Origin of the sequence: Aurantimonas sp. C2-5-R2 (assembly GCF_036549495.1) — a bacterium.
GTDB lineage: Bacteria > Pseudomonadota > Alphaproteobacteria > Rhizobiales > Rhizobiaceae > Aurantimonas > Aurantimonas coralicida_A.
Genome location: NZ_JAZHLJ010000019.1, coordinates 48,836 through 64,926, shown reverse-complemented (window position 1 = coordinate 64,926; position 16,091 = coordinate 48,836). Strand labels below are relative to the sequence as shown.

Annotated in this window: 17 protein-coding genes; 8 read left to right on the top strand and 9 right to left on the bottom strand. The window is 65.8% G+C overall.

Translation table 11 applies throughout. From position 1 onward, the window contains the following. From VQ044_RS11040 to VQ044_RS11030, 3 genes are all read left to right on the top strand, one after another. On the top strand, positions 1-232 hold a 232-nt coding region (locus tag VQ044_RS11040), incomplete at its 5' end, for a putative sulfate exporter family transporter (RefSeq protein ID WP_331827669.1). A 108-nt stretch (positions 233-340) separates the two neighbouring features. Beyond that, a complete protein-coding gene (locus VQ044_RS11035) occupies positions 341-511 on the top strand; it encodes a hypothetical protein (protein ID WP_327647159.1) in 171 nt (56 codons plus the stop codon). 560 nt (positions 512-1,071) lie between these two features. After that, on the top strand, positions 1,072-1,449 hold the full coding sequence (locus tag VQ044_RS11030; RefSeq protein WP_327625391.1) for a hypothetical protein: 378 nt from the start codon (positions 1,072-1,074) through the stop codon (positions 1,447-1,449). Positions 1,450-1,477: 28 nt separating this feature from the next. Here VQ044_RS11030 and VQ044_RS11025 read toward each other — a convergent pair whose 3' ends face one another. The 4 genes from VQ044_RS11025 to hisS form a co-directional block, all read right to left on the bottom strand. Further along, a complete protein-coding gene (locus VQ044_RS11025; RefSeq protein WP_327647160.1) occupies positions 1,478-2,794 on the bottom strand; it encodes an NAD(P)H-dependent oxidoreductase in 1,317 nt (438 codons plus the stop codon). A 111-nt stretch (positions 2,795-2,905) separates the two neighbouring features. Beyond that, the gene (hisG, locus tag VQ044_RS11020) at positions 2,906-3,598 is read right to left on the bottom strand and encodes an ATP phosphoribosyltransferase (protein WP_327647162.1); all 693 of its coding nucleotides are present in this window, start codon (positions 3,596-3,598) and stop codon (positions 2,906-2,908) included. Further along, positions 3,595-4,737, bottom strand: coding sequence for an ATP phosphoribosyltransferase regulatory subunit (locus tag VQ044_RS11015; RefSeq protein ID WP_327647164.1), 1,143 nt, complete (start codon positions 4,735-4,737; stop codon positions 3,595-3,597). Before VQ044_RS11015 ends, hisG begins: the two co-directional genes overlap by 4 nt. A gap of 4 nt (positions 4,738-4,741) precedes the next feature. Further along, positions 4,742-6,358: a histidine--tRNA ligase gene (gene hisS, locus VQ044_RS11010; RefSeq protein ID WP_327647166.1), complete on the bottom strand. Its 1,617-nt coding sequence runs from the start codon at positions 6,356-6,358 to the stop codon at positions 4,742-4,744. Positions 6,359-7,057: 699 nt separating this feature from the next. On the opposite strand from hisS, the gene VQ044_RS11005 reads away from it, so the two are divergent. The 3 genes from VQ044_RS11005 to VQ044_RS10995 all read left to right on the top strand — a co-directional run bounded on the left by VQ044_RS11005 (position 7,058) and on the right by VQ044_RS10995 (position 8,723). After that, positions 7,058-7,897: a hypothetical protein gene (locus VQ044_RS11005; RefSeq protein WP_327647168.1), complete on the top strand. Its 840-nt coding sequence runs from the start codon at positions 7,058-7,060 to the stop codon at positions 7,895-7,897. After that, on the top strand, positions 7,894-8,268 hold the full coding sequence (locus VQ044_RS11000; RefSeq protein WP_327647169.1) for a DUF2019 domain-containing protein: 375 nt from the start codon (positions 7,894-7,896) through the stop codon (positions 8,266-8,268). Before VQ044_RS11005 ends, VQ044_RS11000 begins: the two co-directional genes overlap by 4 nt. Positions 8,269-8,351: 83 nt before the next feature. Continuing rightward, entirely contained in the window at positions 8,352-8,723 is a 372-nt protein-coding gene (locus tag VQ044_RS10995) for a DUF2019 domain-containing protein (RefSeq protein ID WP_327647170.1), read from the top strand. A gap of 5 nt (positions 8,724-8,728) precedes the next feature. On the opposite strand, the gene VQ044_RS10990 is transcribed toward VQ044_RS10995, so the two are convergent. Beyond that, the gene (locus VQ044_RS10990) at positions 8,729-9,406 is read right to left on the bottom strand and encodes a DNA-3-methyladenine glycosylase I (RefSeq protein ID WP_327650923.1); all 678 of its coding nucleotides are present in this window, start codon (positions 9,404-9,406) and stop codon (positions 8,729-8,731) included. 212 nt (positions 9,407-9,618) lie between these two features. On the opposite strand from VQ044_RS10990, the gene VQ044_RS10985 reads away from it, so the two are divergent. Beyond that, entirely contained in the window at positions 9,619-10,437 is an 819-nt protein-coding gene (locus VQ044_RS10985) for a L,D-transpeptidase (RefSeq protein WP_327647171.1), read from the top strand. A gap of 126 nt (positions 10,438-10,563) precedes the next feature. Beyond that, positions 10,564-11,286 carry a L,D-transpeptidase gene (locus VQ044_RS10980; RefSeq protein ID WP_327647172.1) on the top strand — a complete coding sequence of 241 codons (723 nt, stop codon included), beginning with the start codon at positions 10,564-10,566 and terminating at the stop codon, positions 11,284-11,286. Positions 11,287-11,364: 78 nt separating this feature from the next. On the opposite strand, the gene glcF is transcribed toward VQ044_RS10980, so the two are convergent. The 4 genes from glcF to VQ044_RS10960 are packed head-to-tail and all read right to left on the bottom strand — an operon-like array spanning position 11,365 to position 16,029. Next, the gene (gene glcF / locus VQ044_RS10975) at positions 11,365-12,708 is read right to left on the bottom strand and encodes a glycolate oxidase subunit GlcF (RefSeq protein WP_327647174.1); all 1,344 of its coding nucleotides are present in this window, start codon (positions 12,706-12,708) and stop codon (positions 11,365-11,367) included. 2 nt (positions 12,709-12,710) lie between these two features. Next, on the bottom strand, positions 12,711-13,946 hold the full coding sequence (glcE, locus tag VQ044_RS10970) for a glycolate oxidase subunit GlcE (protein ID WP_327647175.1): 1,236 nt from the start codon (positions 13,944-13,946) through the stop codon (positions 12,711-12,713). Next, positions 13,943-14,533 carry a Uma2 family endonuclease gene (locus tag VQ044_RS10965; protein ID WP_327647177.1) on the bottom strand — a complete coding sequence of 197 codons (591 nt, stop codon included), beginning with the start codon at positions 14,531-14,533 and terminating at the stop codon, positions 13,943-13,945. Before VQ044_RS10965 ends, glcE begins: the two co-directional genes overlap by 4 nt. A 2-nt stretch (positions 14,534-14,535) precedes the next feature. Next, positions 14,536-16,029, bottom strand: a complete 1,494-nt coding sequence (locus VQ044_RS10960; protein ID WP_327647179.1) for an FAD-linked oxidase C-terminal domain-containing protein — start codon at positions 16,027-16,029, stop codon at positions 14,536-14,538. Positions 16,030-16,091 lie beyond the last annotated feature (62 nt).

The window sequence follows — 16,091 nt, the reverse complement described above, 5'->3', positions numbered from 1 at the left end:
CGGCTTTCTGGCGCTGGCCGCGCTCAACTCCTTCGGCCTGATCCCGAAGCAGGCGGCCGACATTACCGCCGATGTCTCCGGCTGGGCGCTCTTGTTCGGCATCGCCGCCGTCGGCATGAAGACCGCGCTGAAGAGCATCCTTTCCGTCGGTCGCCAGGCCGTCCTCCTGGTCGTCGCCGAAACCGTCTTCCTCGCCGCCTTCATCCTCATCGGCATCAAGTATCTCGGCTGAGCGGACGCCGTGTGCTGAACGGTCGTCACCGACATTTTAAGCCCGATTTATCCCCGCCCGGCCGCGCTCGCTTTGCCTGAACCCGTCAGGAGACGGGGAACGGCGCGGATGGAGCAAGGAAACGCAAACAGGATCGGCCCGGATTCTCTGGGAGAGCTGCGCCGGGGCTTCGCGGCCTTGCGCCTCCATCTGGCGGCCGCGCGCTTCGCGCTCCGGATCGAGACCCGTTACGATCCGAACCAGCCGCGCGTTCCGGCCGGCAATCCCGATGGCGGCTAGTGGACCCGCATCGGCGAACGCGTCGCGCAGGCGCGCGGGCGGAGAGGTACATCCCCAATTCGCGTCGGGGGACGACTACTCCACGCGACTCCGGCGCAACAGATGCGGCTCGCGGTCACAAACCGAGACCGTTTAGATGCGCTACGCCGACTACGCGAGGTCGATCCAAATTGGCGAGCAACGCCGCAGCTCTATGAGACAATCGAAGGGGCGATCGCGGCAAACCATGCCATCGCGCGCGAGGCACGTGAACGATATTTGCTTTTGCGAGAGCAAGGCATTGGGTTTGGGCAATATTACAGAGAATCCAGCCCCGCACGGAATTCCAGCAGGAGTTTCACGCGGACGGAACGGGAGGAGATCAACGATTTTGGGAGGAAGTACGGCTGTCATACCTGCGGGACGAAAGACCCTGGAACCTTGTCAGGTAATTTTTTCATTGATCATCAACTCCCTAAAGCTTGGAATCCCGTCGGCCGCCCACAGCGATTAGCGCCACAATGCAAGACCTGTAGCGCGCGACAGGGTGGGTGGCTCAGAAATAACAAGAGGGATCGATAATGACGGATTCCATTCAACTCGCTCCTCCAAACTCCCTCTTTTTTCTGTCGGACATAGAGGATGACGGAGCAGGACCGGAATTCGTCGCGGATCGCCTGATCCTGTCGACCCCATCCTGCATCTCGATCGGATGTCTCGCCTTTGTCGACGGCAAGACGACGTTGACGCTGGCGCCATCGACGGAACTCGATCTGAAGCTTCCGCCAGCGTTCACCGGCTTCCTGAAAACACCCAATCGTGGTGTGCGTATCTCGACGGTCGAGCATCCGTCGCTGCTGAGACTGACAACGGGCACACTGTCGAGCAAAGTCCGAATCTGGGTCAATCGGCCCATCGAACCGGACCGCATTATCATCGGGGTTGGAGCGGCCTCCTGAGAAATGCTCCCCTCGTGACCCGGCCGCCTTACGTACTCTCCGGCACGAACGCCTGCTCCATTTCGCGGCGCAGATCATAGGCCCTGGAGCCGGTGGGCGCCGCGACGTCGGCGTAGGTCACCGGCGAGCCGGCGCTGACCGGCCGGGTCAGCGTCACGCGATGGGCGAGGCCGATCGGCAGCGCGCCGTTAGCGAAGCTCCGGGTCGCCGGTATGGCCTTGCCATAGACCGTGTAGCCACCTTCCCCGTCGAGAACCTCGCCCACGCGAAGCTCTCGCTTGGCGATCGCCACCGCGTCGCCGCGCCAGGTTTCCGAGACGCCGGTCGCCTCGCCGCGCAGCGCCGCGTTGAGCACCGAGATCGACAGTTCCAGCCCGATCAGGTGAAACGGCTTGTACATCGACGCGTAGCGGCCGGTGGCGTCGGTCGGCAGCCCATATTGCTTGAAACAAGCGGCGGCGTAGTCGTTTGGCGCCTTCAGGACGACATAGACGCCCCAGCGCAGATCCCGATAGACCGGCCGGCCGTCCCGCTCCAGCGAGGAGACGACCTCGACCATGCCGTCGCGGTCGAGTTGCCCGCCAACGTCCCGGGGGCGAAGGATGTGGGCGAGATCGTCGACGCCGCAGGGCGGAAATGTCAGCCCGTCATCAGGCACCGACAGATCGCAGGCATTGGCGATGGCGGCCATCTCGATCGCCGACTTGGTGCCGTCGAGAAAGGAGTTGAACATCTGCGGGTTCATGCCGGCCGCGGCCGCCTCCTCCGGCGACAAGCCATAATGGGTCCAGACGTCGTCGGGCGTCACCTGGTGATAGGCCGGCAGATATTTCGTGCCCTTGCCCGCCGCCGCGATGATGAAGCCGGCCGAGCGTCCCCAGTCGACCATCTCGGAGACCAGCGCCGGCTGGTCGCCATAAGCCATGGAATAGACCACACCGGCCGCGCGGGCGCGCTTGGCGAGAAGCGGACCGCAGAGAACGTCCGTCTCGACATTGACCATGACCAGATGCTTGCCCGCGGCGATACACGCCAGCGCGTGGGTGACGCCAGCCTCCGGCATGCCCGTCGCCTCGATCACGACCTCGACGCCCTCGGCCGAACAGGCATCGACACCGGAATCGACGAAGCGCGTTTCGCCGATCCGCGCCTCGTCCCAGCCGACGTTTCGGCAAGTTTGGCGCGCCCTGTCGGTGTCGAGGTCGGCGATGACCGTGACCTCGAGGCCCGGAATCGTCGGCACCTGGGACAGGAACATCGAGCCGAACTTGCCGGCGCCGATCAGCGCGACCGTAACCGGCCGGCCAACCTCACGGCGGCGGCGAAGCAGATGTTGCAGATTCAAGCGGTAGGCTCCTCTCCTCCCGGCGCACGGCTCGACCTTCATCGAACGAAGCGCCTGTCTTCCCCGGCCGGACGGTACGCGGAGCTTACGTTTCAGGCAACGGGCCTCGTTCTAGCCGAACCGCGCCGCCAGTTTCGCCGCCAGCGCGGAGTCCTCCGCATCCCGTTCCACCCTGTTCGAGCGCACCAGACAGGCTTCCGACTTCAGGATCACCCCATCGGTGAGGATCTTCAGATGGTTGGCGGTCAGCGTCGATCCCGTCGAGGTGATGTCGACGATGATGTCGGCCGAGCCGGCAGCCGGCGCGCCTTCGGTGGCGCCCAGGCTCTCGACGATCCGGTAGCTCTGGATGCCGTGCAGGCGGGTGAAGAAGCTCTGGGTCAGCCGCCAGTATTTGGTGGCGATCCGCAAGCGCCGCCCGTGCCGGGCGCGGTAGGAGCCGGCGACGTCGCTCAGATCCTCCATCGTCTCGACATCGACCCAGGCATCGGGGACGGCAACGACGACGTCGGCATGGCCGAAGCCGAGCCGCGCGACGATCTCGACGGCGCCGTCGGGCTCGGCAATCGTCTCCCGGACCAGATCCTCGCCGGTGATGCCGAAATCGATCGCCCCGTCGCGCAGCTCCCGCGCGATCTCCGAGGCCGACAACAGCAGCACCTCGAGCCCCGGCGCGCCGCTGACCACGGTGCGGTAGCTGCGGGCGTTTTCGGCCGGCGCGACACTGATGCCAGCCCCCGCCAGCGCCGCGATCGCCTTTTCATTCAACCGCCCCTTGGACGGGATCGCCAGCGACACGGTCATGATTGGCCTCCCGCCTGGCCTGTCGCGGCGCCGATGCGGTCGAGCCAGAGCGCGAAACCGACGGCCGGGATCGGTGCTGGCGCGCCCAGCATCGTCAGCAGCCGGTCGTAGCGCCCGCCGCCGGCCAGCGTCTCGTCGGAACCCTTTTGCCGCGCCTCGAAGACCAGGCCGGTATAATAGTCGATCGGCCGGCCGAAGGCGGCGCGATAGCGCACCGACGACAGATCGACGCCGGCGGCGCGCAGCGCCAGATTGCGGGTCTCGAAGAACACAGCCGCCCGGCCGAGATCGAGATCGGCCGATTCCGCCAGACCGCGAAGCCTGTCGCCGGCCTCGCCGAGCGGGCAGTCGATGGCAAGGAACTGGCGCAGGAGGGAGAGCGGCGCGTCGTCGAGCCGCGCCTCGGCGACGGCAAGCTTTTCGATCAGCCGCACCGCGACCTCGCCGGGCGAGCGGCCGGCATGGGGCGGCAGGCCGGCTTCCTCCATGCGCGCGCGGATCGTGCGGGTCAGCGCGCCCTCCTCGCGGCGGCGGGCGAGATCGGCAAGCTCCGGATCGAGCCGCTCCAGCGTGCCGGCACCGCCGGTTGCCAGCGCGTTGAGCGCCGCGTCGAGCAGCCCGTCATGGCCGAAAGTGCGCACCAGCCGGCGCTGCCAGCCCTCGGGCAGGCCGAGCGCCTTCAAGAACGCCTCGAACAGACCCTGATCGCCGAGCACGATGTCGAGGTCGGCCGGATCGATGCCGCAGGCGGCAAGCCCCGCCAGCGCATCGGCCAGCGCCCTTGCGTCGGCGGTGGCGCGGTTCACCTCACCCAGATCCTCGATACCGGCCTGGAAGAATTCGCCCGGCCCGCTCGGCCGCTGGCGAAAGACGAGGCCGAGATAGGAATAGCGGCGCGGCAGCGCCTCGCCGGCGCCGACATGGCCGAGGCAGACGGGAATGGTGAAGTCGGGTCGCAGGCACAGATGCTCGCCGGCCTCGCCGCGGGTGAGGAAGATGCGGCGGCGCAGCGCCTCGCCGGCGGTGTCGAGATAGGGGTCGGCCGGCTGGATGATCGGCGCATGGACGCGGCGCGCCCCGCGTGCCTCGAACAGGGCGCCGAGCGCGGTCTGGAACGGAGCGGGCGCGGTGTCGCTCACTGGCTCAGGCTCCGGAAGCGCCGGACGCGCGATCTTCGGCGTGGCGCGCGAGAATGCGGCGGACGGCCTCGATCATCTCACCTTCGTCGACCATCTCCTGGCCGGCGCGGGCCTCGCGCCATTCGGCGTTGTCCTCGATGGTTTCGGCGATGCGCTTGCCTTCGATCAGATCCTTGATCTGAACCTTTCCGGCCGCCTTTTCGTCGCCGCCCTGGATGATCACGACGGGCGCGTTGCGGCGGTCGGCATATTGCAGCTGCTTGCCGAACTGTTTGGGGTTGCCCTGGAAGACCTCGACCGGCACCGGCGGCTTCGACGGATCGTCGTTGAGCGCGTCGCGCAGCTTCGTCGCCATGGCCTGATAGTCGGCCATGCGGTCGCGGTCCATCACCGTGACGACCACCGGGCCGGGGCGTTCCGACACGTCGAGACGGCCGAGATTCTTCAGCGCCGTCTGCAGCCGCGAGACGCCGATGGAAAAGCCGGTCGCCGGCACCGGCTGGCTCATGAAGCGCGAGACGAGACCGTCATAGCGCCCCCCGCCGCCGACCGAGCCGAACTGCACCTTCTGGCCCTTGTCGTTGACAACGTCGAACAGGAGCTCGGCCTCGAAGACCGGGCCGGTGTAATATTCGAGACCGCGGACGACGGAGGGGTCGATCAGAATTCGCCGCGAGCCGTAGCCGGCGGCTTCGGTAAGCTCCACAATCTGCATCAGCTCTTCAGCGCCTTGCTTGCCAACTTGATTTCGAGCAGTGGCATGGAAGTAACGTGCCGCAGCGACGTTATCGTAGAAACGGCCCTCACCGTCTTTGCGCATGTCATCAAGCGGACGATGTTTCGCAGAATTTTCTTCAGCAAGGTCAAAGGCCTGAATAGTGGAGGCGAGAACAAACGTCTGCTCGTCCACGGGCAACCCCGCCCCCGGGGTAAAGTCGCCGCTTTCGTCCTTGCGCCCCTCGCCCAAGAGTAGCCGCACACCCTCGGGCCCGAACTTGTCGAGCTTGTCGATCGCCCTGAGCACCGTGAGCCGTCGCCCGGCATTCTCCTCGCCCCCGAGACCGATCGCCTCCATGACGCCGTCGAGCACCTTGCGGTTGTTCACCCGGATCACATACTGGCCGCGCTTGATCCCCAGTGCCTCCATCGTGTCGGCCATCATCATCGCCATTTCGGCGTCGGCCGAGACGTTCGGCGCGCCGACGATGTCGGCGTCGAACTGCATGAACTGGCGGAAGCGGCCCGGCCCCGGCTTCTCGTTGCGGAAGACATGCCCCGCCCGGTAGCTGCGATAGGGCTTCGGCAGGGTCTCGTAATTTTCCGCGACATGGCGGGCGAGCGGCGCGGTGAGGTCGTAGCGCAAGCTCATCCACTGCTCGTCATCGTCCTGCAGCGAGAACACGCCGGCGTTCGGCCGGTCGGCATCGGGCAGGAATTTGCCGAGCGCGTCGGTATATTCGAACGCCGGGGTCTCGACCGGCTCGAAACCATACGTCTCGTAGACCCGCCGAATGGTGGCGAGCATGTCCGCCTCGGCGCGCAGATCGTCGGCGGTCCGATCGACAAAGCCGCGCGGCACCCGCGCCTGGACCCTCGTCGGTTTCTTCTTCTTTTCAGCCATGATGACGCAGCGATCCGGATGGGTTCGATGGATACCGGAAAATCCCCGGTACTAGCGGGCGTTCCCGTAACCCGTGCGGCCAATTTCGGCAAGGCGATGGGTTGGGTGGAGGGCGGGGCGACGCGTTGCAGAACGAAGCGCCGTCTCGCCCCTTGTGGGAGAGAAAGCCTTTTCGTGGAATTGTGCCGAGCGCAGCGAGGCTACAAACCACAGAAAAGGCAAGAGCGGGGTGTCACCGAGCCAACCACCGCCGCGATGGCGGACAAGCCGCTTAACACCCACCCATCCTTCACCGTCGACGATGAGGGCGCCGGCCTCTGAGCTTCGTCATCCCGGCCCTGAGCCGGGACCCATGCCACGACATTTATCCTCATCCTGTCCGGCGACGGATTGGCGGTTCGGGCGGCTTGGCATGGATCCCGGCTCAAGGCCGGGATGACGACCGCGTTGAACGGTTTCGCCAATCTCCGAGGCGGAGGATGATGCGCGGCATATCGGCTCGGCGCCTTCCCTCCCACCCCCTTCGACGGGCTCAGGAGGGCAAGGAGAAGCCCTGGCCTCAGCGGTTTCGGCATCTTGATGCCCCGAGCCGGGCAAAGAACGACAGCGCGAGCCCCCGACATCCGCCTCTCTCACCAAACTTATCCCCGCCCTTCGGCGGTCCCGTAGCATCGGGACGGTCGGTGGCGAGGGATGGGCATGGAAAGACAGGAGGCCAGCAAGGACAGTGCGGCGACGAGCCTGCCGCTCGCAAGCTTGCGAGCCCAGATCGCTGACCTGCGCGTCACCGTCGCGGCGCTGCGGCTGAAATCGCTGGCCTTCAAGGCCGGCTTCCGTCCCGAGCAAGAGCGCCATCCGAAGGGCCGCGGACGCGTCTCCGGCCGCTGGCGGCGCGAAGCCACCCGCAAGCCTTTGGAAGTCGATATCCCCGGCCCCCAGAAGAAACCGGCGGCCGATGGATCGCCGAAGACGCCGCCGAAAAGCCCGCGACTGAAACTGCCGAAGCCCGGCATCGGCCACAATGGCGGCCCGCCGCTGGAGGACCCGCCGACGATTCCCAGGCAGGAACCGCCAACGCGGCGGCTCCGCCATATCGTGGTGAAGGCTGTGGTTCGCTTCGCCGCGCGCGCCTTGAGCCGCGGAGCAGCGGGTCCGATAGGGGTATTGCTGACGGCGATCGAGGTCGCACGGTGGATGCAAAGTTACTATTCTTGGATCGAGGCCTATTTCGCGGCGCCGAAAACCCTTGCAGAACTCCAGCGAGGCGCGGCTCAGGGTAAACGCGACGGGTATGATATCCACCATATAGTCGAGGAGGATGCGGCCCTGAAGGATGGTTTTCCGGACTCTATGGTCAACGGCCCGAGCAATCTCGTGCGGATCTCGCGGTTGAAGCATTGGGAGATATCGGCGTGGTATCAACGGATCAATCCGAAATTCGGCCAACAGTCTCCGCGCCAGTATCTTCGGGGCAAGAGCTGGGAGGAAAGGCTACAGTTTGGCATCGACGCGCTACGAAATGCGAAGGCTCTGAAATGACGATCGTCCCCCAACTTACCGAACTCACGGTCGACGAAATCGTCCGAGAGTACATCGCGATCGGCCTCGCCCAGGACAAGGCGATAGAAGCGGACGACACCAGCACGTTCAATCGGCTGGCGCGCCGCCAGTTCGCGTATGAGAAAGAACTGAAACGCCGCGAAGGCGATCAGCGACGGGCGCTGGTTCCGCTGCTCGAACATTCCAACGCGCAAATCCGGTTGAACGCGGCCCATGCGACGCTCGTTGTGGCACCGCTCCTGGCGCGCGAGACGCTGGAAGCCGTCGCGGAATGGGAGTCCGGCCCCCAGGCTCTCGATGCGGGAATGGCAATTCAGATGCTCGACGATGGACGGTTCGTTCCGGAGTAAGGCTCGCAATGCGCAATGGGAGCTGACAGACGCGATTTGTGGATCGGCCTCGCCAGGCTCTGGAACGAAGGGATTCTCAAGCCGTGAGACCGATCAATCTGACGACCGCGAGCGTCGCCGATCTCGTCGCCTATTTTGCCGAGCTGGGAGTGGCGGAGGACGAGGCGGAGTTGCGAGCCGCCCAAACGACGATCAACCGGCTGGTGCGGCGGCGATTTGCCGTGGAGAACGAATTGAAGGCGCGCGCCGGCGACCAGCGGCGCCAGCTCAGCCGCTATTTCAACCATCCGAATATTCAGGTGCAGCTGAACGCGGCGACCGCGACGCTCGCATTGTTTCCGGCGGAGGCGCGGCGCAAGATCGAGGAGATCGCGAGTTGGAAGGTCGGACCCTATGAGCTGGAGGCTGGCATGCGATTGGCCGCTTTGGACGACGGAACCTTCATCCCGCAGTAGCGATCCTACGTTCGCACCTGCCGCGCGAAGGCGGCGCGCTCGGCCGCGCAGGCGTCGCGAACGCAACAGCCCTCGACATGGTCGTTGACGAAGCCCATCGACTGCATGAAGGCATAGACCGTGGTCGGGCCGACGAAGCTGAAGCCGGCCTTCTTCAGAGCCTTGGACAGACGCGTCGAAGCCAGCGTCACCGGGTTGGCGGCAAGCCAGGCGCCGGTCAGTGCGCCCGGCCGTTCGTCGGAACCGGGTTCATGCGCCCACAGGAAGGCCGCGAGCGAGCCGTGTTCGGCGCGGATCGCGGCAGCCCGCTGGGCGTTGTTGATCGCCGAGACGATCTTGCCGCGATGCCGGATGATGCGGGCATCGAGAACCAGGCGTTCGACGTCGGTCTCGGTCATTGCCGCGACCCGGTCGATGGAAAAGCCGTGAAAGACCTCGCGAAAGGCATCGCGCTTTCTGAGGATGGTCAGCCAGGAGAGCCCCGCCTGAAACCCTTCCAGGCAAAGCTTTTCGTAAAGCCGGTCGTCGTCGGCCGAGGGGCGGCCCCATTCGCGGTCGTGATAGGCGCGATAGGCCGGGTCGCCGCCGTGCCAGGCGCAGCGCAAGAGGCCATCCTCGCCGCGGATCAGGCCGGCGGGAACGGGTGCGTCGAGGGCGGACGGCTGCGAAACGGTGGCGTTCATCGGGGCAGTCATCGCAGCCCTCATTGTGGGGGGCAAGTACGCTCTTGTGCGCTCCTGCCAACCTACGGCGATAAGGAAGCATTAACCCTACCGCGATCTTGCTGAGCGTCCGCATTCGATCCGTCCGCGAATTTACGGTTTTCTCGTTCTTTCCCGCCAGTCTGGGCATCAAGGGGCCTCGTGCCCCGCGACCGATCAACGGAACGAGTCCCATGAAGCGAACGAAAGCCTGCTTGATTCTCGCGGCCTTGGTGGGGGCGTTGGCGGCCCCTTCGACCACCCTGGCCCATGACAGCTATCACGATCTGGCCGCCGTGCCGCTGCCGCCGCATCTCAGCGCCGAGCGGGTGTTGCAGCTAACGCCGGGCAGCGGCGTCGTACCGGGCTATTATGGCGCCGCCGTGCGACGCCCGGACGTCGCCCGCTCCGGCGTCATTCTTGCGACGACGCCGGTGCTGATCGAACAGCCGGTGCGGATACCTACCGTCTACGCCGCGCCGGGGGCGGTCGCCGCTCCGCAGGGAGTGGTTCTAGCGCACGCCCAAGGTCGACCCGTGGCGCCGCAGCGCGCGCTCGACCCCGTGTATTTGCCGCAGGACGTCGCCTATGGCGGCAAGGAGGCGCCCGGCACGATCGTCATCGATACAAAATCGAAATTTCTCTATCACGTCGGCAAGAACGGCAAGGCCCGCCGCTACGGCGTCGGCGTCGGCAAGCAGGGCTTTAGCTGGCGCGGCACCGAAAAGATCAGCCGCAGGGCCGAATGGCCGAGTTGGACGCCGCCGAAGGAAATGATCACCCGCGAACGCAAGAAGGGCCGCATCCTGCCGGCGCGCATGGAAGGCGGCGAGGCCAATCCGCTCGGCGCCCGCGCGCTCTATCTCGGCTCGACGCTTTACCGCATCCACGGCACCAACCAGCCCTGGACGATCGGCAAGGCCGTCTCCTCCGGCTGCATCCGCATGCGCAACCAGGACGTAGTGGAGCTCTACAGCAAGGTAAAGGTCGGCACCAAGGTCATCGTCCGCTGACCGGACGGCCGGCGCGCAGGCACGGATCCGTGTAGCGCTCTTTCCGAAACAGCACCGAATAACATAACGTAGCGGCAGGGATCCGCTTGGGACGCGGCATCCGCGCTGGAAGAGGGAACGCAAGCAATGAACAAATGGACGCAATGGGCGGCAGCCGGCCTGGGAGCGGCCTTGGCGCTGGTGCTGACCGTCGAGGCCGGCGCACAGGAAACCCGGCGCTACGATTACGCCACCAACTCCTGGGTGACGGCAAGCGCTGCCACGCCCCAGGGCCGGCGACTTTCCCAGCGCCGCCCGGCGGCCAAGTTCGAGCGGACGCAAGTGCGCATCGAAACCAAGGAAAAGCCCGGCACGGTGATCGTCGATTCGAGCAAGAAGTATCTGTATTTCGTCGAGGGCAACGGCATGGCGACCCGCTACGGCGTCGGCGTCGGCAAGGAAGGCTTCGGCTGGTCCGGCCGCATGAGCGTTGGCCGCAAGGCGGAATGGCCGGGCTGGACACCGCCCGCCACGATGATCGCGCGTGAGCGCAAGAAGGGGCGCATCCTGCCTGCCTACATGAAGGGCGGCCCGGCCAATCCGCTCGGCGCGCGGGCTCTGTATCTTTATCGCGGCGGCCGCGATTCGCTATTCCGCATCCATGGCACCAACCAGCCGTGGACCATCGGCCAGAACATGTCGTCGGGCTGTATCCGGATGATGAACGAGGATGTCGAACACCTCTACAGCCGGGTGCCGAGCGGCTCCAAGGTGGTCGTCATCGGCCCTCGCGGCGAGGGATCGAAGGGCGTTTATGCCGAGCGCGGCGCGGTCAAGACCGACGTCCTCTCGGCGCTGTTCGGCGGCTGATCGCCGGACCCGATCCCGGTCGGAATATCTCGGCCCGCCGGCGACGGCGGGCCGTTTCGCGTTCGGCGACAACGTTTCTTATTCAGCGGCCTGCAGAGCGGGCTCGACGCGTGGCTCGACGCCGGCAAGGCTGACCGGTTTCTCGCCGCCGAACGCCCAGTCCAGCAGTTCGACCGTGTGCAGGATCGGGATTGGCGTCGCTGATCCGATCTGCGTCATGCAACCGATATTGCCGGTCGCGATCGCTTGCGGTGCGAGACTCTCGATGTTCTTCACCTTGCGGTCGCGCAACGTGGCGGCGATCTCCGGCTGCAGGATGTTGTAGGTGCCGGCCGAGCCACAGCACAGGTGCCCTTCCGGGACATCGCGAACCGTGAAGCCGGCTTGGGCGAGCAGCACCTTGGGCGCCTGGGTGATCTTCTGGCCATGCTGCATCGAGCAGGCCGAGTGGTAGGCGACGACGAGGTCGGTCGCGTTCACCGGCAGCGGCAATGCGAGGTCCGACAGAAATTCGGTGACGTCCTTGGCCAGCGCCGAGACCTTCGCGGCCTTTTCGGCATAGGCGGGGTCGAGTCGCAGCATGTGGCCGTAATCCTTGATCGTCGTGCCGCAACCGGACGCCGTGATCAGCACCGCGTCGAGCCCGTCTTCCTCCGCGGTGCGCGTCCAGACATCGACATTGCGACGGGCGAAGCCGAGCGCTTCGTCCTCCTGGCCCATGTGATGGACGAGGGCGCCGCAACAACCCTCCCCCTTCGGCACCACGACCTCGACGCCGAACCGGTTGAGCAGCCGCACCGTCGCCTCGTTGATCTTCGGGTCGAGCACCGACTGAGCGCAGCCGGTGAGCAGCGCGACGCGTTTTTGCCGGGGTCCCTCGGCGGTGTGGACGGCCGGATCGTTGATCGCCGCTTTCGCCGGCACGCTGGATGGCGCGAGCCTGAGCATCGCGGCGAAGGGTTTTAGCGGCTTGATCGCGGCAAAGACCGGCGCGAGCGGGCGGCCGAGCCGCGCCATCGTCAGGCTGGCGCGGAAGCGCGCCGGATAGGGCAGCGTCATCGCCAGGACGCGGCGGATCATCCGGTCCATGAACGGCCGGCGATAGGTCTTGGCGATATGCACGCGGGCATGATCGACCAGATGCATGTAGTTCACATCGGCCGGGCAGGTGGTCATGCAGGCAAGGCAGGACAGGCACCGGTCGATATGGGTGACGGTCTTTGCGTCCGCCGGCCGGTCGTTCTCCAGCATCTCCTTGATCAGGTAGATGCGGCCGCGCGGGCTATCGAGCTCGTTGCCGAGCGTGACATAGGTCGGGCAGGTCGCGGTGCAGAAGCCGCAATGCACGCATTTGCGAATGATCTGTTCGGAATGCGCGACGTCGGGATTGTCGAGCTGGGCGGGTGTGAAGGTGGTTTGCATGGTTATCCCATCTTGCCCGGATTGAGCACGCCCATCGGGTCGAACTGCTCCTTCAGCCGGCGCGACAGCGCGGCGAGCGGACCGGGCTGCGGCTGGAACACCTCTGTCGCGGTCCTGACGCTGTCGGATGCGCGCACCAGCGTCGCGTGACCGCCACCAAAGCGGGCGATTGTCTCGCGCACCAGCGCCGCTGCGGGCTCGCCCTCCAAGCGCATCCAGACGAGACCGCCCTGCCAGTCGTAATAGGCGTCGATGCCAGTTTGCATCCGTAGGCTCATGACGATCTCATGGCCGCGCGTCGGCATGACCGACAGGCGCCAGACCGGCTTGGTCGTGCCGTCGACGAAGGGCCGCACGTCCCGGACGTCGCGCCAGACCGCGCGGGATGCCTCGGCCTCGAGCGTCTCCAACGGCGCCACCTTGGCAAGCGCCGCGCCGAGATAGGCGGCGCGCGCCTTGACCGAAGGGCCGAAGCCCTCGAGCCGGATCAGCGTCGCCGCGTCCTTGCCGAGCGCCCCGCCCGCGACGCGCCCCGCCACATAGGCCGGCAGATGCGCGGCCCCCGATGCCTCGGCGGAGGAGCCCATCGCCGCCGCCATCGCTCCGGCCGCCGCGTCGTCGTCGAGACCGCGCAGCATCAGCGTCGTCTCTGTCTCGGTTTTCGGCAGCACCTTGATCGTCACGTCGGTCAGCACCGCGAGCGTGCCGTAGGAGCCCGTCAGCCCCTTGGACAGATCGTAGCCGGTGACGTTCTTGACCACCCGGCCGCCGGACTTGAACATTTCGGCGCGACCGGAGACCGCGTGAACGCCAAGGATGTGGTCCCGCGCCGCGCCCTGTTTCAGGCGGCGGGGACCGGCAAGATTGCAGGCAATGACGCCGCCGATCGTCCCCTGCCCCGGCTCCAACCCGTGCAGCGGGCCGTAGTCCATCGGCTCGAATTCGAGGCGCTGGTTGTTGTCGTCGAGCAGGCGCTCGATCTCGGCCAGCGGCGTGCCGGCCCTGGCCGACAGCACCAGTTCCTCGGGCTCGTACAAGGTGACGCCGGTCATCCTGGCCAGCGACAGCGTGCGCGCCGCCTGCACGGGACGGCCGAGGCCGCGCTTGGAGCCGGTACCCTCGACGACGAGAGGCGCTTCGGCCGACACCGCCGCGGCGACGATGTCGCGGAGATCGCCGGGCGTTTCGGGGCGCAGAACCCGCTCGTCGGATTGGGAGGCGGATTTCATCTTGCTCATCGGATCGAGGTCCGGGCGTAGAGATCGCCAACGGCGCAGGAAAAGCCGAACTCGGGCAGTTCGATACGATCGTCGGGCGAGCGGAAGATGCGGCCGCGCCAGTCGTCGGACCGAGACCAGACTTCGACGGCCATGTCCGTCTGCGAGAGGATCAGGATGTGCAGACAGTCAGGATGGTCGGCATAGCGCAGGCGCTTCGTGTGGATGTATTCATGTGTATTGGAATCCGACAAGACTTCTGCCACCAAGTGAAAGCGCTCGGCGAAATAGGGGTTGGCGCCGATGTCGTCGATCACCGCTACGTCGGCCTGTGGGCGAAAATTGGGATGCCCCTCGACCGCCAGGCCAATTTCACGGATGGCGAAAAGCTTCGAGCCCTTCGCCTCAAGAGCATCGTTGAGCCGCCGCTCGAGGTTTTGCCCGATCACCTGATGCTTCAAACTCGGCGGATGCATCATCTGGATCGGCTCCCCATCGATCAACTCCCATCGTTCGTCCTCCGAACGTGCCTCCAGAAATCTGAGGAAGCGCGCCTCTTCCATCGGCGGGTCGTCTTTCAGCGACGGCAGCATTTCGATCGCGCCCATGATCAGAACCTCGGCAGGTCGGGGAAAGCGACCTGCCCCTTGTGAACATGCATGCGGCCGAGTTCGGCGCAGCGGTGAAGAACGGGGAACATCTTGCCCGGGTTGAGCAGGTGCTTGTTGTCGAAGGCGCATTTGACCCGCTGCTGGTGCTTCAGATCGTCCTCGGAGAACATCTCCGGCATCAGATCGCGCTTTTCGACCCCGACCCCATGCTCACCGGTCAAGACGCCGCCGACTTCCACACAGAGCCGCAAGATGTCGTTGCCGAATTCCTCGGCCCGGTGCAGTTCGCCCTCCTTGTTGGCGTCGTAGAGGATTAGCGGATGGAGGTTACCGTCGCCGGCGTGGAAGACGTTGGCGACACGCAGATCGTATTTTTCCGACAGCGCCTTCATGCCGGCGAGCACCCTCGGCAGCTGCTTGCGGGGGATGGTGCCGTCCATGCAGTAATAATCCGGCGAAATCCGCCCGACCGCCGGGAAGGCCGCCTTGCGCCCGGCCCAGAAGGCCGTGCGTTCTTCTTCCGACTGCGAGACCTTGGCGGTGACCGCACCATTGGCCTTGGCGATCGCCTCGACCTCGACAAGCAGATGGTCGACCTCGGCGGCGGGACCGTCGAGCTCGACGATCAAGAGCGCCTCGACATCGCGCGGGTAGCCGGCATGAACGAAGTCTTCCGCCGCATTGATGGCGAGGCGGTCCATCATCTCCATGCCACCGGGGATGATGCCCTTGGCGATGATCGCGGCAACGCATTCGCCGGCCTGTTCGGAGGTCGGGAAGCCCAGCAGCACGGCACGCGCCGTCTCCGGGCTTTGCAGGATGCGCACGGTCACCTCGGTGACGACGCCGAGCAGGCCTTCCGAGCCGGTCATCAGGCCGAGCAGATCGTAGCCTTCAGCGTCGAGATGCTTGCCGCCGAGGCGCATCACTTCGCCCTCGATGGTGACCAGTTCCACCCCGATCACGTTGTTAGCCGTCAGCCCGTATTTGAGGCAGTGGACGCCGCCGGAGTTCTCCGCGACGTTGCCACCGATCGAACAGGCGATCTGCGAGGACGGATCGGGCGCGTAGTAAAAGCCCTGGCCCTCCACGGCCTTGGTGATGCCGAGATTGGTCACGCCCGGCTGCACGACCGCGCAGCGATTGTCGTAGTCGACCTCGAGGATACGGTTGAATTTCGACAGGACCAGCAGGACGCCGTCCTCGAGCGGCAGCGCGCCGCCGGAGAGCGACGTGCCGGAGCCGCGCGGCACCACCGGGATATCCTCGGCGTGACAATATTTCAGGACCCTGGCGACCTGATCGACCGTCTCCGGCAGCACCACGACCAGCGGCATCTGACGATAGGCGGTCAACCCGTCGCTTTCGAAAACGCGCATCTCGTTCGCGGCATCGACGACGCCTTCGCCGGGCACGATCGCCCTGAGCGACGTAACGATCGCGGCGCGGCGATCGAGGATCGCCTGGCTCGGCTTCGGCATCATGACCGACATGGACGGAACTCCCTAAACTGCGGCCCGAAGGTAAGCCCGCGGCGGCGCCTCGTCCACCGCGG